The following is a 20,440-nucleotide window of genomic DNA, read 5'->3' as shown; positions in this document are numbered from 1 at the left end:
GACCTCACCCCGCACCTCGTCCGGCGGGCGCTGACGTCCCTGCGCGCCGAGCTCCGGTACCGCGAGCACCTGCTCAACGAGCGCGGGGCGAAGGACCTCGTCACCCTCGAACAGCGCGGCGACCCGGCCGCACCGCCCGCGCTCGTGATCGTCATCGACGAGTTCGCCGCCCTCGCCACCGAGATCCCGGAGTTCATCGACGGCGTGATCGACGTCGCGCAGCGGGGCCGGTCGCTCGGCCTGCACCTCGTCATGGCCACGCAGCGGCCGAGCGGGGTCATCAAGGACTCCCTCCGTGCCAACACGAACCTCCGCATCGCGCTCCGCGTCGCCGACCCCGTCGACAGCGAGGACGTGCTCGGGGTGTCCGACGCCGCCTTCTTCGACCCGGGGACGCCCGGTCGTGCCGCGGCGAAGACCGGGCCCGGTCGCGTGGTCGACTTCCAGACCGCGTACCTCGGCGGACGGTCCGACGACGCCGTCCACGAGTCCGACGTCGAGGTGCAGGACCTCCCGTTCGGCCCCGGCTCCGTCTGGCCGAGCGGCGTCCGAGCACCGAGTGACACCACCCGGAAGAAGGACATCGAGCGCCTCGCCACCACCATCGCGCGTGCCGCCGACGCCCGTGCGCTCGCGGTGCCGCGCAAGCCCTGGCTCGACCAGCTGCCCGACACGGTCGACCTCGCCGCACTCCCGGCGTCCGACGGGGCACGGCTCGTGGTCGGGACCGTCGACGTGCCGGAAGCGCAGCAGCAGACCCCCTTCGTCGTCGACCTCGACGTGGTCGGGAACCTCGCCGTCCTCGGCGCCGGCGGCACCGGCAAGTCCCAGGCGCTGCGCGCCCTCGCCGTCGCGGCCTCCGCGGTCGCGGACCGGTTCCCCGTGGAGATCACCGGACTCGACTTCGGCGGTGGCGGGCTGAGCGTGCTCGAGGGGCTGCCCACCGTCGGCACCGTCATCAGCGGGCCGGACGACGAACGCATCACGCGCCTCCTGGCCGACCTCAGCGCGACCATCGCGGACCGCTCGACCCGCTTCGCCGCCGCCCGAGCGGCGAACCTCACCGAGTACCGCGCCGCGACGGGCCTGGCTGAGCCGCGCATCCTGGTGCTCGTCGACGGGATGGGTGCGTTCCGCGCCGAGTACGAGTTCCGCCCGGGAGCGACCCAGGTCTTCGACCAGGTCGTCGGGATCGCCGCGACCGGACGGGCCCTCGGCGTCCACCTCGTGATGTCCGCCGACCGTCTCGGGGCGTTCCCGACCAACCTGCAGGCGGCGGTGGGGGAGCGCGTCGTGCTGCGACTGGCGAGCGAGCTCGAGTACCACGCGGCGGACGTGCCGGCCGACGTGCTCGAGGACGCCGTCCCCGGGCGCGCGCTCGTCGACGACCACGAGGTGCAGATCGGGGTGCCCGGGGGCACCGCGGACCTCGGACGCCAGGACGCGGCGATCGTGGCGCTCGCCGACGGACTCCGCGCGCGCGGTGTCGTCGACGCGCAGCCGATCCGGACGCTGCCGACCGTCGTGGACCCGGCAGCGCTGCCAGTGTCCGTCGCCGGGCGGCCGACCATCGGGCTCGCGGACGACACCCTCGCTCCGATCGGCATCCCGACCGACGGCATGTTCGTCGTCACGGGACCGTTCGGCTCCGGACGCAGCACCACGATGCGCACGCTCATCCGCGCCGTCCGGTCGACCTGGCCCGAGCGGCCGGCGCACCTCATCGTCGGTCGTCGGTCGTCGCTCCGGGACGCCACCGACTGGGCCTCCGTCTCGACCGACGGCGAGTCCGCCGAGGCTCTCGCAGCGGAACTGGCGGCGGGGCTCGAAGGCGGTGTGTCATCAGGTGCGGTCGAGCCGGTCGTCGTGATCGAGAACGTCGGCGACTTCGAGGGGCTGCCCGCCGAGGGCCAGGTCGCACGGCTCATCAAGGCCGCGCGACGGGCGGGCGTGTTCGTCCTCGCCGAGGCGGACACGGTGACGGCGCCCAGCGCGTGGCAGCTCTTCGCCGAGCTGAAGACCGCCCGCGCCGGCATCGCCCTGCAGCCGGAGGAGACCGACGGGCTCACGCTGTTCCGGACCGCGTTCCCCCGGGTCACCCGGTCGGACTTCCCGGTCGGACGCGGCATCATGGTCGATTCCGGGCGGATCACCCGCGTCCAGGTCGCCCACACCGAGGACATCGCCGTACCCCGCTGACGGGGGGTAGACATAGCGTGCGCGAGGAAATTTCAGTTGGTGTTACGGTGGTCGGAGTCGCCGGAGGGGCTGGCGACACCGACCACCGTGAAGGGGTGCAACGTGGCCAACATCAACGTCTCCTACCAGGAGCTCAACAGCAACGCCGACCGACTCGTCGCCGGGCGTGACGAGATCAACGCGACGCTTTCGAAGCTGCAGTCGCAGATCGCGGCGCTGACACAGGCGGGGTTCCAGACGGACCGTTCGTCGGGTGCCTACAACGAGGCGTACCAGCGCTTCACGAACGGGGCGCAGAACACGATCGGCGGGCTCAACGACCTCGCGCAGTTCCTCCGGACGACCGCCCAGACGCTGGGCGACGTCGACCAGCAGCTGGCGTCGAAGCTCGGGCGCTGAGCGGGCGCACGGATCATCGGACGGCCGGTGGCGCATCGCAGCGCGCCGGCCGTCCGGGTACTCGGGGGTGAACATGAGCGGCAAGCTCAGAGTGTCGTACGCGGCACTCGAATCGTTGTCGACCTCGGTGACGTCGGCAGCCGACGACGTCGAGATCGGATCGAAGATCGAAGGCGGTCAGGGGAACGCCGAGATCGGATCGGACGTCGTCGCGGACGCCTTGTCGAACGCGACGAAGCAGCAGGTGCAACGGTCGCAGATCGCGGCGGAGAGCATCCGGGCGGCCGGGAAGTTCCCGTTGTCCGTGAAGCAGTCGTACGCCGACGCCGATGCTGCGCAGGCACAAGCGATGGCGGCGCAGTGAGCTGGACGCATGACGACCCCGGGCAGGGGAGTCCCGCGGGCATCCTCGGCGTCGCCGGGCTCCGTACTGCGCGGGCGAGCAAGGTGCGGGACGCGCAGCGCACGCTGCACAGCGCGAGCTCCCAATCTGGGGTGGACTGGGAAGCGGCGAGCCAGCGGTCGTTCGTGGCGCAGTTGTCGAAGCATGCAGCGGACATCGAACTGGTGGCGACGGGGCTCGAGAAGCAGGCGGAGGCGTTGACGACCTACGCGGGGCAGTTGACGCAGATCAAGGACCGGCAGACGGTGTTGGAGTCGCGGCGACGCACCGCCCAGGACTCAGTCGCGGTTGCGCGCTTCAACTTGCTGTCTGCACCGTCGGTCCCGCAACTCATGAAGACGCCCGATTCTGACACTGCGGAAGCGTCGAAGAAGCACACAGCGGCGACCCAGGAGAACGCTCAAGCCGACGCAGCCCTCAGACAGGTCGAGGTCGAATGGGAACAGTTGATCAGCGATCGCCGCTCGATCGACGCCATCTGCGCGAGTGCGCTTCAGAGCGCTGACGCGCTCGGCGGGCTTGCTGGCGTCAGTGCAGCATCGATCACTCCAATCAACGCGCAGCAGCTCCTGGCGCTGCTCGGAACGCTGTCCGGGGCGGATCTCGCCATCCTGGCGACTCAGTTCCCTGAAATCGAAGCGGCGCTGCGTCACGTCGATCCTGGCACTGTCGCGGAGTGGTGGGAGGCGCGAAAGCCTGAGCAGCAGCAACAGCTCATCGTGGGCTTCCCAGCGGTGATCGGATCACTCAACGGGCTTCCCGCTCAGGTTCGGGTGGTGGCCAATCGCGAGAACGCGAAGACGAGGATCGAGGAAGCGCGGAGAGAACTCGCCGCGATCAAGGACTGGGGCGATGAGGTCAGCACGGTGGAACAACGGAAGCTCCTCCGCAGCGAGATCGACTACCTCTCGGACGCCATCGCTGACCCGCCGAGTGTCCAGCTCTACTTGTACGATCAGAAGCACGACCGGATCGTCGAGATGATCGGCACACCAGGGCCGGACACGAAGCGCGTCGTCACGTACGTCCCGGGCACGTTCGCGAACATGGACGGCTTTTATCAGAAAGACACGCAGAAGGTCTCACGATTCCTCGTGCAAGCCGGGGCAGGAGACACTGTCGCTTTCGTGTACAAAGACGGGTCTTTTCCACAGGGCATCGTATCCGAAGCGAACAGTCCCGCGTTCGCGGCACGTACCGGGCAAAATCTCAAAGAATTTCAAGACGGCCTCGCCGCCCAGGCGGAACTCAAAGATGCAGAGCCAATCGGTATCGGCCACAGTTGGGGCACGGCGAATGTCACCTCCGCGGAGGAGGCAGGCGCACACTTCGCAAAGGTTGCATCGCTGTCGGGAGCCGGTATGCCTCCTTCATGGCAGCCGGCTTCTGGAACTGAATACCGAGATTTTTCGTATTCCGGCGATCTGCTACAGCTCGTGCAAAAAGTTCCGATAGGGCTGGTGTGGGATGGGAAAAACCCTCGAAGTTCTGGATTTGAACATGGCGAGTATTACAACGCACCGTTTTCCGATGGACCCGTGGATCGGCACAATCTGGTAGCTTCGAGCGAGCGGGGCAACCAAAAGGTCCTGGGTGATCTCGAGCGCTTTGTGAGGGACCGATGAAACGCACGCTTACGGCAGTTTTGACAATTGGGGTGTTGGTGTCTTTGATAGGTTGCAGCGGTGGTAGCGAACCGATCGCGAGTGCCTCGGCCGACCGTCGGATCGCGCTGGAGAAGGAGAATACGCAAGCATTCGTAAACAGCATATACTCGGCGGTCCCGCGCGACCTAATTGCTGCTAAGAGGCAGATGCCATCAGGATCTTTGGTGAGTTGCGCAAGTGGTGATCAATGGGCCGGGCACGGAGAGATGAAGATTGCCGACGGCAAGACCGTGCGCCAGGTGTTCGATGCCTTGCGGTCTTCCGGGTCCTTTCAGGACTGGCGACTTGAACTGGACACCAATGGTGAGGGCGAGCCAAGGCTGTCCTTCTTGGGCGCAGAGGGCAGTGCTGTGCTGCTCAGCTCGTTCGATGATGGGACAAAACTTCAAGTGAACTCCTTCTCGAGATGTATGGTCTTTGCCGATGACTTCATCCCAGGTGGTTCCTACTGAAGATGAGGACACGTATCTGCGTCGAAGGTGACAAAGCCACGCAATAGGACACGGCGAGCTCGTGCTGGCTGGAGTGAAGGTCGGTAGCGCAAGTGTTCTCCGTTCTACAGTCGTCGGACGCGTTATGAGAGCGCACATCTACAATGAAAAAGACTGATGCGAAGGATCTTGTTTGCTCTTCTCGGTTTGACGGTGCTACTGGTGGGGGATGTGCGATGCAGAGTGATCTGCCGACTGACCCTAACCAGCGGATTGCCGCGGCGAAGAAGATGACGCAGGAGGCAGCAGCAGAGGCTGTGCCCTTCCAAGCGAGCAGGTGGCCAGTGTCAAGCAGCTTCAGAAAGGCGCGCCCTTCCGATGTGCTGATGGCGTGCAATGGAGCGGAAACACCAGGGCGGTCGTCGCCCGGACATCGGGCTCAGAGCGCAAGGGAAGATTGCCGCAGCGGCTCGGGATCGTGGGGATGATGTGAAAAAAGACCGGCTCCTGACTGGGCAGAAGCGGTATGAAATTCGCACAAGCAACGGCGTGCAGCTCCTTGTCACGGTCTGGAACGATGGCGAGGAAATTGACATAGACGCTGCCTCGTTGCGCTTCTCTCTTCCGGAGGATTTCGATTGCCCGCGCCGCTATTAGTCACCGGATGCGCATGTCTAGATCACGCGTGCAGGAAAAGAGACGCGGGAAAATTGGCGGACGATGAGAGCGATGGTGGTACTTGTGGTGGTTGGATTGACCATGACTATGACGATGACGTCCTGTAACTCTGCAGGTAGCGGGGCAACCGCGCCGCGGACGAGCGCCGACGTAACCGCTGTTATCGCTTCGGCGAAGCGTGAAGCTAGGCAAGCTGAAAAGCGACTCCTCCGGAACATTCCGGAAGGGGCAATTGAAAAGCTGAGCCACTACCCAACCGGTTCCTTGGTTACTTGCGGTTCCGGGCAAAAGCAGTGGGCTAGTTCTTCCTCGTTCGATGTCACTGCGAAAACTTCGCGAGACACGGTTCTGGATGAACTCGAGTCCGCAGCGAAGGAAGAGGGATTCTTGGTGGACCGCGACGTAGCGGTGGACGGTGCACCTCGCTTGAAGATCAGTCGCGGGGCTGGCGCTTCGATGCTCATCGGGCCACTCGGCCTTGGGGCCAACATGGACATCAGTACCTTCTCGCGGTGCTTCAACGTGCCCGAGGGCTTCGTGCCTGATCCTGCGTACTGACAGTCGTTGACGGAACGCGACGAGGGTCACGGGATACAGGGGCAGAAGCAGTGATGGTGCGACGCGGGAACGCGATTCTTCCGGCGCTGGCCGTTTCAACTGTGCTGGTGATGTTGGCAGGAGGATGTGCGATGAGTCATGCAGTTAGGCCGCAGCACACCGCGAGTGGAGGCCAGTCCCTGTCGCAGGCAAAGAGAGAACTCGCTCACAAGTCCGGGTTACGGGACACTGGTATCGAGGTGGACACGAGCTATTCGGGTGCGAGCGAGCGAAGCGTCATCACCGTCGAGGCTACGGTGTCCGACGAGGCGCAGATACCACAACTCATCGACTACTTGGCGCAGGTCGCTTGGTCGGTCAATGAAGTTGAACCGGACACTGGCGTCTTTGTGCGGATCCGCTTCACGCCGCAACCCATCATCGGGAAGGTCGCACAGATGAATGGTTGGACCACGGCAACCTACTCGTCATCTACAGAGGACCTGAAGCAATTCGTCGTGCTTCCAAAAGCGGCTGTAAGGCAGCGCTTCGGTGACTGGCCTGGACCGGCGCCGAAGGCCGAGGTTGTGACGGCCCGCGCGCCGATCGGTCGTTAGGACGGGCGCAATCTGTGAAACATCGGATCTGATTACGTTGCCTACTTCGATGCACCTCTGAGCTGGGAGTCCTCGCTCGGAGACGTCAACGGGGAGTTGTCGTTCGATGCGGCGGCAGGACTGGGCTCGCACGACCTCACGGGAACCTCCGAGAGTGCGAATATGAAAATTCTCGGCGATATGAGGAAGTACATTGACTATGCGGGAACAAGATGAGAATCATTGGCAGGGGAGTGGCGGTTCTGGCGCTGGTGATCCTGACGGGGTGCGCGGGGCATAGTGAACAACCCGCTGATCCTGATGTCAGTATCGCGGCGGCGAAAAAGATCACGCAGGCAGCTGAGGCGAAAGCCATGCATCTCGTGCCGCGCTCCGATATTGAGCGCGTCGAGCAACTCAAGTCCGGCACGCTCCTGAGCTGCTCCTCCGGGTGGCTTTGGTCAGGTGCGATCAAGGCGACGCTTCGCCCTGGTATCAAGGGAGCGGATGTTCAGGAAGCCCTCGCTGAGGCAGCAAAGGAGCACGGTTTCACTGCCACCCGCGACATATTGCTCACGGGAGACGCGAGGTATGAGCTGGTCGATGCGAACAACGTTCAGTTGTTGGTAACGGTGTACGACGACGGTACGCTTTTGAATGTGAATTCGGCTCGCCTTGCATCTCGTTACCGGACGACTTCCGCCCACCGGCGGACTTCTGATCAGCGGCTACTGCTCTTCTTTCATTCTTCAAGCTTGATTTGCGGGCATAAGAAGTCCTTTCGCCGAGAAGATCGATTTTTGCGTTCGGCGCAATGGACTTGAACCATGTCAGCGCGAAAGTCACATGGCATGAAGCCTGTTCAGGTTTGCGAGGAGGTATGAAATGGGCAGAAGTAACGCGAAAGCACTGCTATACACCGGGGCGGTAGTGACCGCCTGCGGGCTCTTGTCTGGCTGCCATGCATCGGCGAAAGGCCAAGACGCCGAGAGTGCCGAGCGCCACCTGCGTTCGCTCTCCGGGGTTGAATCCGTCACAGTGACGATCACGAAGAACACATCGGGCTTGACAGCCACCAACTGCAACAGGGCTTTGATCATTCTCGATATGGGACCGAGTGCCGGACTGACGGATGCTGACCTTAATTTCATCTTGCGGACGGGCTGGTCGCTTCGGGCGAGTAGGGAGCTCGTGGGTGGGGTGAGTGTTGGCATCGAGGGTAATCCGGACATTGACCTTGGCCGAATGCTCGAAGAAGACGACTGGGTAGAAGATGGGCAGCCCCTTCCGGAGAAAGATCTCGCGAACGTGCCGGCTCGGCTCCTCGAGGCTCGGTTTGGTGATTGGCCCGCTGAAGTTCCTACTCCCGCCCCTTCATTGTAGATCTGTCGTCCCGGGGGACACCGGCCTCGGCTGGCACGGGGCATCGCAGCGCATCCTCGGACCATGACCGACCGGACCAACGCCGACGCCGACGCCGCCAGCCCCACCCTCCCGGGCGGCACCTACCGCCTGGCAGACGACTTCGAGCTGACCCGCTTCGGCTACGGCGCGATGCAGCTCGCCGGACCGAACGTGTTCGGCCCGCCGAAAGACCACGACGAAGCCGTCCGGGTCCTCCGAGCGGTGGCGGACGCCGGCATCACCCACATCGACACCGCGGACTTCTACGGCCCGCACGTGACGAACGAGCTCATCCGCGAGGCACTCCACCCGTACCCGGACGACCTGCACATCGTGACGAAGGTCGGGACGCGCCGCGATGGCAAGGGGCGGTGGCCGCAGGCGCGCCAGCCCGAGCAACTGGTGGAGCAGGTGCACGACAACCTCCGGACCCTCGGGCTGGAGCAGTTGGAGGTCGTCAACCTGCGGGTCGGCGGGTTCGACGCTCCGGAGCCGGGCAGCCTCGCACCGCAGTTCGAGGCCCTCGCCGAGCTGCAACAGCAGGGACTCATCCGGCACCTGGGCCTTTCGACGGTGACGGCCGAACAGCTCGCGGAGGCGCAGGGCATCGCACCGGTCGTGTGCGTACAGAACATGTTCAACGTGGCCCGACGCGAGGACGAAGCACTCGTGGAGGCGACGGCGGAGCAGGGCATCGCCTACGTGCCGTACTTCCCGCTGGGCGGCTTCTCGCCGATCGAGTACGCCACGCTCGACGCCGTCGCGGAGCGGTTGCACGTGTCGCGGCTGACGGTGGCGCTCTCGTGGCTGCTCAAGCGGTCGCCGAACATCCTGCTCATCGCGGGGACGTCGTCGGTCGAGCACCTGCACGAGAACATCGCCTCGGCGGCGTTCGACCTCCCTGCCGACGCCGTCGCGGAACTGGAAGCGCTCGGCGCCGCCTGACACGGGAGCGAGAGCCGCAGCGGCAGCGGTAGCGGCAAGGGGTCGGACAGCCGAGATGGCTAGACGGCGCCCCAGCCCCAGCGGCCTCAGCCCTCCCCAGCCTCAGCCCACGGTCGCCAACGCGAACGGCAGCACCGCCGACGCCCCGGCCCGCCGAAGTTCCCGCCCCGCCACCGTCATCGTCCACCGGCTGTCGACGAGGTCGTCCACCAGCAGCACCGGCCCCTCGTGTGCCTGCAGTGCAGCGGCCAGCCCGGGATCGACCACGAAGGTGTCCCACACCCCGGACAGTCGGTACGCACTGTTCGTCGCACCGTCGCCGCGGGGCGTCCCGCCAGACCGGCCGACCGTCCCGAGGAACTGCAACCGTCCGATCGAGGCGATCGCCTCCGCGACCGAGGCGACGAGGGACGGCCGAGACCGCGAGGACATCGCCACGACGCCCGTCGGTCGCTCGGCCCACGGCCAGTCCTTGAGTGCTCGGACGCAGCCGTCGACGAGCTCCTTCGAGACCGGTCCGTCCGGCGTCGAGGCGGCGAAGAGCGCGCGGAGCGGCCCTCCCCACCCGAGGTCGGTGAGCCGGGCCACCGCCCGGCCTGGCTCGACCAGTTCGTCCGCGCTGATCTTGCCGCGCACGGGCACCCCGAGCGCGCCCATGCCCGACGGCCACTGGGCACGCGGTGCGATCTCGACGCCGACCTTGTCGAGTGCGGCAGCGGCGCCGGAGGCGTCGGTGGTCGACACCTCGGTCGGGTACCAGACGCCCGCGCAGTTGTCGCAGCGGCCGCAGGGTTCGGCGGAGGGGTCGTCCAGGTCCTGCTGGAGCAGCTGCATCCGGCACGCCGAGGTCGACTCGTACGCGAGCATCGACGCGGCCTCGGCAGCACGGGCCGCGGCGACCCGCTCGTACCGCGGCGCGTCGTACTCCCACCGCTGCCCGGTGGCGACCCAGCCGCCGGTGACCCGCTGCACGGCGCCGTCGACGTCGAGCACCTTCAGCAGGAGTTCGAGGGTCGACCGCTTGATGTCGACGAGCCCCTCGAGCGCGACGGTGGAGAGCGCGGGACCGGCCGTGGACAGGGCGTCGAGCACGGCGGCGGCGCGCGACTCGGTCGGCATCGAGGCGCTGGCGAAGTACTGCCAGATCTCCTGGTCCTCGCGTCCGGGCAGCAGCAGGACGTCGGCGTTGTCGGTCGCACGACCCGCACGACCGATCTGCTGGTAGTAGGCCACGGGGGAGGACGGCGCGCCCACGTGCACGACGAACCCGAGGTCCGGCTTGTCGAAGCCCATGCCGAGCGCGCTCGTCGCCACGAGGGCCTTCAGCTCGTTGCCCTTGAGCTGCTGCTCGAGCTGTTCGCGCTCGTCGGTGTCGGTGCGGCCGGTGTATGCCCGCACGGCGTAGCCGTTGTCCCGCAGCAGACGAGCGATGTCCTCGGCGGCGGAGACCGTCAGCGTGTAGATGATGCCGCTGCCCGGGAGATCGCCGAGGTGCGCCAGCAGCCACCCCAGCCGCTGCCGGGCGTCGGGCAGCGTGAGCACCCCGAGCCGCAGCGACGCGCGCGCGAGCGACCCGCGGATCGTGAACACCGGGTCGTCCGGGCCGGCGGTCAGCTGTTCGGCGACGTCGTCGACCACGCGCTCGTTCGCCGTGGCGGTGGTCGCGAGGACGGGCACCCCGTGCGGCAGTGACCGGATGAGCTCGGCGAGCCGGCGGTAGTCGGGGCGGAAGTCGTGGCCCCAGTCGGAGATGCAGTGCGCCTCGTCCACGACGAGCATGCCCATGCGCGCGATCAGCGTCGGGAGCTGCTCGTCGCGGAACCGCGGGTTGTTCAGCCGCTCGGGGGAGACGAGCAGGACGTCCACGTCGTCGCGGGCGAGCGCAGCCTGGGTCTCGCCCCACTCATGTGCATTCGCGGAGTTGATCGAGACGGCCCGCACGCCCGCGCGCGCGGCGGCCGCCACCTGGTCGCGCATCAGGGCCAGGAGCGGTGAGACGAGCACCGTCGGTCCGCCACCGCGACGGCGGAGCAGCAGCGTCGCGAGGAAGTACACCGCGGACTTGCCCCAGCCGGTGCGCTGCACCACGAGCGCGCGCTGCCGGTGCTCGACCAGTGCCGAGATCGCTTCGAGCTGGCCCGGGTGGAACACCGCGTCGGTGCGACCGGTGAGCGCAGCCAGCGCCTGCTGCGCCTCGGCGGCGATGTCCGCCGACGGCGGAGCGACGCCGGCAGGACGCGAGCCGACAGGCGGGGGTGCTGCGGGGGATTCCATGCCCCCATCGTGTCAGGAGCGACCGACGGAACGTGCCCCGTGCCTCCAGGCCGTGCAGAACGCGCGCACTACGCGCACCTGTGCAGGACTCGCGCCGGCCCGGCCCGGCCCGGAGCCGACCCGAAGCCGAAACCCGAGCCGAGCCGGAACCGGGCCCGCCCCGGTCCCCACCCTCACTGGTAGGTGATGAGCGCCGGACTCGGGTGCACGTCCCGCATGGTCTGCTCCGGGGTCAGCATCGGCTGGTCCTCGTCGAAGAAGTTCTTCCAGCCCCAGTGCACGCCGGCCGGAGCGTCCTCGTGCAGCGCGTTCCACGTCGACTGCTTGTCCGGCTGCGACCCCTGGCCGTCGACGTGGACGAGCAGGTCCAGCTCGGGGTGCTCGTCGAGCGACGACCGGTCCTGCACCATCGCGGACCGGAACTGGTGGAGCACGAGCGCCTTCGGCGGCAACCCCTCGGTCCGGACGAGGTCCGCGAGCCAGTCCGACACCCGGTTCACCTCCGCCGCGCTCACGCTCCCGATCTGCTGCAGCGGCACCTGGTCCTCCGTGAGTCGCCACTCCGGGTCGAGCGCGAGCCACACGCCGGGCTTCGACAGCAGCGACTCGTACCGACGGGCCTGGCTGAGGAAGTCCGACCGGCCCGGCTGCAGGTCGAGGATCACCGGCATCCCCGCGTCGTGTGCCGCGTCGACGTACGGCTCGAGCTCCGAGACGGGCAGCTCGGTCGAGTAGTCGCCGTCCGACCCCGGTGCACCGGCGGCGACGGTCGCGATGACCTCGATCGCGGGCGTCACCGGTTCGTCCGACACCGCGTCGTACCGGTGCGCCATCGCCGTCGCGCGGCGCACGGTCGCGTCCGGGCCCTGCTCGCCGAGTACGCCGAGCGCTGGCGTCCCGGGCGCTCCGTAGAGCGCGACGTAGCGGTGGCCGTCGAACGGACGCTGGCCGCCGTGCGGCAGCTGCCAGCCGCCTTCCGCTGCGCGGACCGTCCATCCCGGGTCCGGGAGGGCGTCGAACGCGCGTCCGACGAGGACGGTCGGGTGGTCAGCACGGTCGTGGAGGGCCGTCACGACGTCCGGCGCGGCGGCCGGGTCGGTGACGCCCGACGGCATCGACACGACACGAGCCCCGGCGGCGCGGGCGGTCGCGACGGCTGCGCGGTCCGAGCGGCGGTCCGCCACCACCACGGTGGCCGGCCTGGAGGCACGGCTCGCCCCGGGTGCGCCTGCCCGGTCCGGCGCCTCCCGCTGTTCCACGTCCGTGTCGAGCGACACGTCGCCCTCGGCCTGGTACCAGCGTGCGCCGAGGCGATCGAGTTCGCGGGCGACCCGCGCGTCGCTCGCGTTGCCCGCCCGCGAGCTCGTCGTGACGAGGAGGGGTACGTGTGCCCGCACCGCGGTCTCGGCCGCCGTGGTCACGGCGTCCGTGTCGTCGGCCGGCGCGACCACCGCGCCGGGAGCGGTGGCGAACAGGGCGCGACTCGCCCGGACCGCCCGCTCTGCGGCGTCCGGCTGGTCGACCACGGTCACCGTGTCGGAGGACGCGGCGGCGAGGGTCGCCCGGGGTTCGGACGCGTCACCTCCCGTGCAGCCGGCGGCTCCGAACAGCAGACCGGCGGTCGTCAGGGCGATGGCGAGACGGACGGAGCGGGAACGCATCCGGACACCCTACGAGTGCCGTCTCGACGGCGCGTGCACGGGCAGGGTCCGGCGTCCGCTATGCTGGTCGGGCTGCTCCGGACGGGGCAGTGGGGTCCGCTCGTCGGGCCTCGCGGGCTGTGGCGCAGCTTGGTAGCGCACTTGACTGGGGGTCAAGGGGTCGCAGGTTCAAATCCTGTCAGCCCGACCGCAACTGCAGACGGAGAAGCCCACCGACGACGAGTCGGTGGGCTTCTCTCGTCGAACCGGGATCCGGGCCGCCCGGCCGCGGCTCAGGGGCCTCAGTGACCGGAGCCGAGGTTGCCAGCGAGGCGCCCGTGGATGGCCTGGCTGGCGTCGTTCATCCCCCGGATCTCGACGCGCTTGCCGTGCTGGTGGTACTTCGTCTCGATGCCGTCGAGAGCGGCGACGGTGGAGGCGTCCCACACATGTGACCCGGTCATGTCGATGACCACGAGGTCCGGGTCGCCGGAGTAGTCGAACTGGGTGGTGAGGTCGTTCGAGGAGGCGAAGAACAATTCGCCCTCGACGGTGTAAAGCGCGTGCTGCGCACCGTCCGGCAGCGTCTCGATGCTGCGCGAGACGGTCGTGAAGTGGGAGACGCGGCGGGCGAAGACGACCATCGCGGCGACGACGCCGATGATGACGCCGACGGCGAGGTTGTCGGTGGCGACGACGATCACGACGGTGAGGACCATGACGACGGTCTCCCCGACGGGCATCCGCTTCAGGGTGGCGGGCTTGATGCTGTGCCAGTCGAAGGTGCCGACGGAGACCATCACCATGACGGCCACGAGGGCGGCCATCGGGATGATCGCGACGACGTCCCCGAGCCCGACGACGAGGACCAGCAGGAACACGCCGGACAGGAACGTCGAGATGCGGGTGCGGGCCCCGGAGGCCTTGACGTTGATCATCGTCTGGCCGATCATCGCGCAGCCACCCATCCCGCCGAACAGGCCGGAGGCGATGTTCGCGACACCCTGGCCGAGCGCTTCACGGGTCTTCCGGGAGCCGGTGTCGGTGACCTCGTCGACGAGCTTCGCCGTCATCAGCGACTCGAGGAGCCCGACGAGGGCCATCGCGAGCGCGTACGGGGCGATCGTCGTGAACGTCTCGAGGGTCAGCGGCACGTTCGGGATGAACAAGGTCGGGAGGCTGTCCGGGAGCGTGCCCTCGTCGCCGACGGTCGGGATCGCGATCGACGCGAACACGGTCACCGAGGTCAGGACGACGATCGCGACGAGCGGTGCGGGGATCGCCTTCGTGAGGCGGGGCAGCAGGACGATGATCGCGATGCCGGCGGCGGCGATCGGCCAGACCAGCCAGGACACGCCGATGATGTTCGGCAGCTGCGCGGTGAAGATCAAGATCGCGAGTGCGTTGACGAACCCGACCATGACGGACCGGGGCACGAACCGCATCAGCTTCGCCGCACCGAGTCCGCCGAGGATGAGCTGGAAGACGCCGCCGAGGAGGACGGTGGCGATGAGGTAGTCGAGGCCGTGCTCCTTGACGACGGGGGCGACGACGAGGGCGATCGCGCCGGTGGCCCCGGTGATCATCGCGGCGCGACCGCCGACGAACGCGATGACGACGGCCATCACGAACGCCGAGAACAGGCCGACGCGGGGGTCGACGCCGGCGATGATCGAGAACGAGATCGCCTCCGGGATCAGGGCGAGGGCGACGACGAGGCCGGCGAGGACCTCGCGGAGCAGGACCTTCGGGTTCCTGAGGGCGGACAGGACGGTCGGACTGCGGTGTGCCTGGACAGGTGTGGGCCGAGTGACGGTCGTCACGGTTCTCCTTCGGTGTGCTGGGGTGCGGGCGCTGCGCCCGCGAGTGCTGTTCGTGGGGCGCGTCATCGCGCACGGTCGGCGGCGACGGAGCGCTCGGCCGATCCCAACCCTTCCGCCACGGAAAGGTTGCTCGGGTGTGACTCTAACGCAACGGAAGGGTTGCCGTGGATCTGGTGTGCTTGCGAGTGACGGGCCGGCGGCGTCGAGGTGCCGATCATCCGGGTCTGCACGGGTTGCTATGGTCGAACCCTGACACCACGGAAGGGTCTGTGGTCCGGTCCTGTACCGAGCCGGGCTCCCGGCGGGCCCCGTCGTGGTCACCACACCGGCGAGGTGCTGTACCTCGACCGGCCGACAGGGAGACGAGCACCGATGCGTTCGATCGTGTACACCAGCACCCAGACCCGTCCGATCACGGACACCGAGCTCGCGCAGATCCTCGCCGTCGGACGGGAGAAGAACACCGCGCTCGGCGTGACCGGGATCCTCGCGCACAAGGGCGACAACTGCCTCGGGATCCTCGAGGGCGACGACGAGACCGTCGCTGCCCGGTTCGAGCAGGTGCGCCGTGATCCGCGGCACACGAACGTCCGGGTCCTCGCCGACGAGCCGATCGCACAGCGGTCGTTCCCGGACTGGTCGATGGCGTTCCAGCCGCTCGATCCGCTGATGCAGCAGGTCCCGGGCTTCCGCGACCTCTTCGCGTCCGGCCAGGCCCTCGACCCCGCAGCGGGGCTGACACGGGCCCGCGGGTTGCTGGAGTGGTTCCGCAAGCACCCGCTCGCCCCGCTCACGAGCCAGACCGCCGAAGCGGACGAAGCCCCGCGCACGCGCGCGATCAACGGCGCGATCACGGCGCTCCACGACGGCGGCATCGCCCGGTTCACCCTCGAGGACGCCGCAGCGAGGGCCGGGATGAGCGTGGCTGAACTGCGCGAGACGTTCCCGACGGAGCGGGTGCTGCTGGCGGCGACCGTGGAGCGGTGGACGCTCACGATCTCCGGACCGCTGGCGCCCCTGATCGGTGAGCAGGGCACCGTCGCGTTCCTGCACGCGCTCCTCGCCGCGCACGCGGAGGAACCGGCGCTCATGGAACTGCTCGCGTGGAGTCTGGCGTCCGCGGCGGACCCGACCGTGGACGGTGCTGACTACTACCGGTCCACGTACCGACGGTTCCGGCAGGTGGTCCGGGACGGCCTCGCAGCAGACGTGCGGGAAGGCCGCGAGCCGGGCACGATGGACCCGCTCCGCGGTGCCGAGCAGCTCCTCGCCCTCTACGACGGGCTCCGCCTGCAGGCGTTGCTGACGAGCGACACGGACCTCGTCGACTCCTTCGACCGGGCGGCGACGCGGATGCGGCGCGGATGGTCCGAGCAGTACGAACAGCCCACCTACTGGGACATCCCCGTCGCCGGAGGCCGGTAGGAGTGGCACTCGGACGGACACGCTGACCGGTGCCCTCGGGCCGGTTCCCGCCGCAGACCTGCCATGATGCCGTCATGGAACCGACGACACCGCAGGACGACACGTCGTCGTTCCGTCGCTTCCACGTCGAGTCGATCAGCGAGGACCGCAGCCCCGAGATCGACCGGACGTACGGCATCGCGGACGGCGTCGGTGCGACGCTCGAGGCCTACCGCTACGTCGGGGCCGGCGACGCGGACGTGTCGATGCGCGGCGCGGAGGTCGAGGGCACCCGTTCCGGCCGGCTCGACCCCCGCCCGGACCACATCGTGTTCTGGATCGCCGACGGCACCGCCACGGTCGAGGACGCCACGGACGGCTCCGTCCTGACCGCGGTCCCGGGCCACCCCGTCCTGCTCTCGGCGTCCGTGCCGTACCGGTTCACCGCGGACACCCGGAAGATCACGATGCTGCACCTGTCGGAACGCATCCTCCGACAGGCCCTCGCCCGACGAGGCCGCACCGTCCCCGGCGCGCTCGTGTTCGGGCAGCAGGCGGACATCGCCTCCGCACTCGGACCCCTCCGAGCGATCCTCCGCAACCGTGCCGCAGCGTTGTCCGACGAACAGGTCGACGGCGCCGGCCGCGCGGCGCTCAACGCCGAGATCGCCGCCTCGGTCGTCGAGGCGTTCCCGCTCGTCGTCCCGGACGCGGACGAGCGGAGGTCGGCGGCCGTCCTGGCCGCGCAGTGGATGCACGAGCACGCGGCCGAGCGGATCGCGCTCCGGGACGTCGCCGCCGCGGTCGGACTGAGCGAACGTGGACTGCAGAGTGCGTTCCGCCGCCGGTTCGACGAGACGCCGATGGAGCGGCTGCGCGCCGAACGGCTCGACGGCGCCCGCACCGACCTGCGCTTCGCGGCGCCGGGCACCCACGTGCGGGACATCGCCCGGCGGTGGCAGTTCGGGCACTTCGGGCGCTTCGCGGCGAACTACGCGGAACGCTTCGGGGAGTCGCCGAGCGAGACACTGCGCCGCACCCGGGAAGCCGCCGAGCGCGGAACGCCGCCCCGGACGTCGCCGTAGGATCGGGCAACGCGTCGCATCGACGGAGATGCGCGCGTCGCGATCACGGAGATGAGAGACCGGGATGACCGACACACAGCACAGCCAGCGCCGATCCCAGGCGACCGCCTCGGTGGCGGCGATCCTCGCCGAGTCGGCGAAGCGGTTCCCGGACGACGTCGCGGTCGTCGTGGGGGACCGCCGCACCACCTACGCCGACCTGTGGGCCCAGACGCTCGCGTACGCGGGCGCGCTCCGTGCCCGCGGCATCAAACGGGCTCGCGGGTCGCGATGCTCGTCCCGAACGTCGAGGACTTCCCCCGCGTCTACTACGCCACGCTCGCGCTCGGCGCCGTGGTCGTCNCCGTGCACGCGCTCCTGAAGCGGGGCGAGATCGAGTACGTGCTCCGCGACGCGCAGGCGTCACTCCTGGTGTGCGCGGCACCGCTGCTCACCGAGGGTGCCGCCGGCGCGGCACTCGCCGGGGTGGACGTCGTCACGGTCCTCGCCCCGGCAGGCGGAGCGGGCGGTCCGGGTGGAGCAGGCGAAGCAGGCGGAGCGGACGCGCCGGCGGGCGCGGCACCGGGCTCGCAGGCCGCGCCCGACCGGCTCGAAGACCTCGCGCAGGAGTCGGAGCCGCTCGACACCTACGTCCCGCGCGATCCGTTCGACACCGCCACGATCCTCTACACGAGCGGCACGACCGGCCACCCGAAGGGCGCCGAGGGCTCGCACTTCGCCCTCCTCGAACAGGCGAACACGAACCTGCTCAGCACGTTCGACCTGCACCGGGGCGACGTCATGCTCGGCGCGTTGCCGCTGTTCCACACCTTCGGCCAGACCTGCACGATGAACACCGGCTTCCGGGTCGGTGCGACGATCGTGCTCCTGCCGAAGTTCGACGGCGACGGCGCCCTGGCCGCCATGGTCGAGCACGACACCCAGGTGTTCATGGGCGTGCCGACGATGTACATGGCGCTCCTCGACGCAGCCACCCGCACCGAGTCGAGGCCTCCGCTCCGCTACGCGATCTCCGGCGGCGCGTCCCTCCCGCTCGCCGTGCTCGAACGCTTCCAGCAGGTCTTCGACGCCCCGGTGCACGAGGGCTACGGCCTCACCGAGACGTCCCCGGTGGCGACGTTCAACCACGTCGGCACGACCCCTCGCCCGGGCACGATCGGCACCCCGGTGTGGGGCGTGGACGTCGAGATCGCCGACCCGGAGACCCAGGACCGCATCGTGATGCTGCCGCACGGGCAGATCGGGGAGCTCGTCATCCGCGGGCACAACCTCATGAACGGCTACCTCGACCGCCCGGAGGACACCGCGGCGGCGATCGTCGACGGCTGGTTCCGCACGGGCGACCTCGGCACGAAGGACGACGACGGGTACCTGACGATCGTCGACCGCACGAAGGACATGATCATCCGGAACGGCTACAACGTGTACCCGCGGCAGGTCGAGGAGGTCCTCGCGCGGCACCCCGACGTCGCCATGGCCGCGGTGTTCGGCACCCCGCACGAGCAGCACGGGCAGGAGATCGAGGCGGCGGTCGTCCTCCGGCCCGGGGCGACCGTGACCCCGCAGGAGCTGATCGAGCTCGTCGCGGGGGAGATCGCCGCGTACAAGTACCCGCGCGTGGTGCACGTCCTCGACGCACTCCCGCTCGGGCCGAGCGGGAAGGTCCTCAAGCGCGAGCTCGTGCAGCAGTTCAGTGCGAAGCCCGCGGTCACGACCGCCTGACCGGCGGACGACCGCCTGACCGGCGACGACCGCCTGACCGGCGGACGACCGCCTGACCGGCGGACGACCGCCTGACCGGCGGACGACCGCCTGACCGGCGGACGACCGGGCGCCCGGGCGCCCGGACGCCCGGCGACCTTGCGCCGGTCGCTGCGGCGTGTGACACTCGCCGCAGAGGGAAAACCGCCCGTCAGGGCGCACGGACACGGCACCGAACGGGCCGCTACTTCGCTACCACGAAGGAGTCCCCGGTGTCCGCCGAACCCACGTCGACCATGCCCGTCCGCCGCCCGGACCGCGCAGCACCAGCACGGCTCCGCGACGCCTGGCCGGCCCTCGCCGGCCTGTCCGCGGTGTTCCTGTTCGAGATGCTCGACAACGCCGTGCTCACCGTCGCGCTGCCCACCATCGGCCGCGAACTCCACACCTCGACCGTCGGCCTGCAGTGGGTCACCGGGGCCTACTCGGTCGTCTTCGGCGCCACCATGCTCCTGTTCGGCGCCGTCGCAGACCGCTTCGGACGCCGACGGGTCATGCTCGCGGGGCTGACGCTCCTCGCGGCGGCGAGCCTCGCCACCGCGGCCGTGCAGTCCCCGGCCGAACTCATCGCCGTCCGTGCCGCCACCGGGCTCGCGGCCGCGATGACGACACCCGGCTCGATGGCGCTCGCGTTCCGGCTCTTCGCACGCGAGGACCTCCGCATCCGCGCCCTCACCGTGATCTCGACGGCCGGGCTCGTCGGGTTCGCCGTCGGGCCGACCGCCGGCGGCTTCGCGCTCGCCGTCGTCCCGTGGCAGGCCCTGCTGCTCGTCAACGTGCCGGTCGCGCTCCTCGCCCTCGTCGGCGTCCGGGTCGGCATCGCGGCTGACCGGCCGGACGACCTGCTTCCGCACCGCATCGACGTCGCCGGGGCGGTCCTCGGCACCGCCACGCTCGTCGGTGCCCTCCTCACCCCGACCGCCTTCGTCGACGGCGGCACCACGCCCGGTCTGGTCGCGCTCGCCGGCACCGCGGTCGCCGTCGCCGCCTTCGTCCGGCGGGAACGCACGACCGCCCGCCCGCTCCTCGACCTCGCGCTCCTGACACGACCGCTCGTCGCCAGCGGGCTCGCCTACAAGGCCGCCGCTGGCCTCGCGGTGTCGGGCCTGCTGTACCTCACGACCCTGCAGCTGCAGTCCGCACGGGGCTGGACGCCCGCCGCCGCCGCGATCGGGATGCTCCCGATGGTCGCCG

Annotated in this window: 16 protein-coding genes, 1 tRNA gene and 1 pseudogene; 14 read left to right on the top strand and 4 right to left on the bottom strand. The window is 68.9% G+C overall.

Features of this window, described 5'->3' with window-relative positions:
• The 8 genes from I59_RS15215 to I59_RS22345 all read left to right on the top strand — a co-directional run.
• The coding region (locus I59_RS15215) for an FtsK/SpoIIIE domain-containing protein (RefSeq protein WP_022904605.1) at nucleotides 1-2,199 on the top strand (2,199 nt) is incomplete at its 5' end.
• A gap of 102 nt (nucleotides 2,200-2,301) precedes the next feature.
• Nucleotides 2,302-2,598 (top strand): WXG100 family type VII secretion target, encoded by a 297-nt coding sequence (locus I59_RS15210; RefSeq protein WP_031273999.1) that lies wholly within the window; start codon nucleotides 2,302-2,304, stop codon nucleotides 2,596-2,598.
• A 73-nt stretch (nucleotides 2,599-2,671) separates the two neighbouring features.
• Entirely contained in the window at nucleotides 2,672-2,962 is a 291-nt protein-coding gene (locus tag I59_RS15205) for a hypothetical protein (protein WP_148286264.1), read from the top strand.
• A 131-nt stretch (nucleotides 2,963-3,093) separates the two neighbouring features.
• A complete protein-coding gene (locus tag I59_RS15200) occupies nucleotides 3,094-4,626 on the top strand; it encodes a hypothetical protein (protein WP_148286263.1) in 1,533 nt (510 codons plus the stop codon).
• A complete protein-coding gene (locus I59_RS22355; protein ID WP_148286262.1) occupies nucleotides 4,623-5,120 on the top strand; it encodes a hypothetical protein in 498 nt (165 codons plus the stop codon). The genes I59_RS15200 and I59_RS22355 overlap by 4 nt, the downstream gene beginning before the upstream one ends.
• Nucleotides 5,121-5,828: 708 nt before the next feature.
• Nucleotides 5,829-6,335, top strand: a complete 507-nt coding sequence (locus I59_RS22350) for a hypothetical protein (RefSeq protein WP_148286261.1) — start codon at nucleotides 5,829-5,831, stop codon at nucleotides 6,333-6,335.
• 239 nt (nucleotides 6,336-6,574) lie between these two features.
• Nucleotides 6,575-6,931, top strand: a complete 357-nt coding sequence (locus I59_RS15185) for a hypothetical protein (RefSeq protein WP_022904599.1) — start codon at nucleotides 6,575-6,577, stop codon at nucleotides 6,929-6,931.
• A gap of 212 nt (nucleotides 6,932-7,143) precedes the next feature.
• Nucleotides 7,144-7,734, top strand: coding sequence for a hypothetical protein (locus I59_RS22345; protein WP_148286260.1), 591 nt, complete (start codon nucleotides 7,144-7,146; stop codon nucleotides 7,732-7,734).
• Between the two features lie 18 nt (nucleotides 7,735-7,752).
• Here the strand turns inward: I59_RS22345 and I59_RS15180 are convergent, their stop codons facing one another.
• Entirely contained in the window at nucleotides 7,753-8,010 is a 258-nt protein-coding gene (locus tag I59_RS15180) for a hypothetical protein (RefSeq protein WP_022904598.1), read from the bottom strand.
• Nucleotides 8,011-8,356: 346 nt separating this feature from the next.
• Here I59_RS15180 and I59_RS15175 point away from each other — a divergent pair, with 346 nt between their 5' ends.
• On the top strand, nucleotides 8,357-9,259 hold the full coding sequence (locus I59_RS15175; protein ID WP_022904597.1) for an oxidoreductase: 903 nt from the start codon (nucleotides 8,357-8,359) through the stop codon (nucleotides 9,257-9,259).
• 102 nt (nucleotides 9,260-9,361) lie between these two features.
• On the opposite strand, the gene I59_RS15170 is transcribed toward I59_RS15175, so the two are convergent.
• Both I59_RS15170 and I59_RS15165 read right to left on the bottom strand, forming a co-directional pair.
• A complete protein-coding gene (locus I59_RS15170) occupies nucleotides 9,362-11,533 on the bottom strand; it encodes an ATP-dependent DNA helicase RecQ (protein ID WP_022904596.1) in 2,172 nt (723 codons plus the stop codon).
• 173 nt (nucleotides 11,534-11,706) lie between these two features.
• On the bottom strand, nucleotides 11,707-13,194 hold the full coding sequence (locus I59_RS15165; protein ID WP_022904595.1) for a hypothetical protein: 1,488 nt from the start codon (nucleotides 13,192-13,194) through the stop codon (nucleotides 11,707-11,709).
• A 113-nt stretch (nucleotides 13,195-13,307) separates the two neighbouring features.
• Here I59_RS15165 and I59_RS15160 point away from each other — a divergent pair.
• Nucleotides 13,308-13,381: transfer RNA gene (locus I59_RS15160), tRNA-Pro, on the top strand.
• Between the two features lie 94 nt (nucleotides 13,382-13,475).
• Here the strand turns inward: I59_RS15160 and I59_RS15155 are convergent.
• Nucleotides 13,476-14,996, bottom strand: coding sequence for a SulP family inorganic anion transporter (locus I59_RS15155; RefSeq protein ID WP_022904594.1), 1,521 nt, complete (start codon nucleotides 14,994-14,996; stop codon nucleotides 13,476-13,478).
• Between the two features lie 372 nt (nucleotides 14,997-15,368).
• On the opposite strand from I59_RS15155, the gene I59_RS21060 reads away from it, so the two are divergent.
• The 4 genes and pseudogenes from I59_RS21060 to I59_RS15135 form a co-directional block, all read left to right on the top strand.
• Nucleotides 15,369-16,421, top strand: coding sequence for a BLUF domain-containing protein (locus I59_RS21060; protein WP_022904593.1), 1,053 nt, complete (start codon nucleotides 15,369-15,371; stop codon nucleotides 16,419-16,421).
• Nucleotides 16,422-16,495: 74 nt separating this feature from the next.
• Nucleotides 16,496-17,485, top strand: a complete 990-nt coding sequence (locus tag I59_RS21055) for an AraC family transcriptional regulator (protein ID WP_022904592.1) — start codon at nucleotides 16,496-16,498, stop codon at nucleotides 17,483-17,485.
• Nucleotides 17,486-17,549: 64 nt separating this feature from the next.
• Nucleotides 17,550-19,207 (top strand): annotated as a pseudogene (locus I59_RS20160) (long-chain fatty acid--CoA ligase).
• Nucleotides 19,208-19,458: 251 nt separating this feature from the next.
• Nucleotides 19,459-20,440: MFS transporter (locus tag I59_RS15135; protein WP_022904591.1), on the top strand; the 982-nt coding region annotated here is incomplete at its 3' end.

It is taken from the genome of Curtobacterium sp. B8 (assembly GCF_000333315.1).
Classification (GTDB): Bacteria; Actinomycetota; Actinomycetes; order Actinomycetales; family Microbacteriaceae; genus Curtobacterium; species Curtobacterium luteum.
The sequence above is the reverse complement of the archived record's forward strand: the minus strand, read 5'-3'. Positions and strand labels throughout refer to the sequence as shown.